Below are 435 nucleotides of genomic sequence, written 5' to 3' on the forward strand. Positions count from 1 at the left end.
GACTACAGGGGTATCTAATCCTGTTTGCTACCCACACTTTCGAGCCTCAGCGTCAGTTGGTGCCCAGTAGGCCGCCTTCGCCACTGGTGTTCCTCCCGATATCTACGCATTCCACCGCTACACCGGGAATTCCGCCTACCTCTGCACTACTCAAGAAAAACAGTTTTGAAAGCAATTTATGGGTTGAGCCCATAGTTTTCACTTCCAACTTGCCGGTCCGCCTGCGCTCCCTTTACACCCAGTAATTCCGGACAACGCTTGCACCCTACGTTTTACCGCGGCTGCTGGCACGTAGTTAGCCGTCACTTCCTTGTTGAGTACCGTCATTATCTTCCTCAACAACAGGAGTTTACAATCCGAAAACCTTCTTCCTCCACGCGGCGTTGCTGCATCAGGCTTTCGCCCATTGTGCAATATTCCCCACTGCTGCCTCCC

Annotated in this window: 1 rRNA gene; it reads right to left on the reverse strand. The window is 52.6% G+C overall.

What is annotated here, in order from left to right:
- Positions 1-435, reverse strand: a 16S ribosomal RNA gene (locus KGF39_RS19520); the annotation flags it as partial.

The organism is Clostridioides sp. ZZV14-6345 (genome assembly GCF_020657775.1).
GTDB classification, from domain to species: Bacteria; Bacillota; Clostridia; order Peptostreptococcales; family Peptostreptococcaceae; genus Clostridioides; species Clostridioides difficile_D.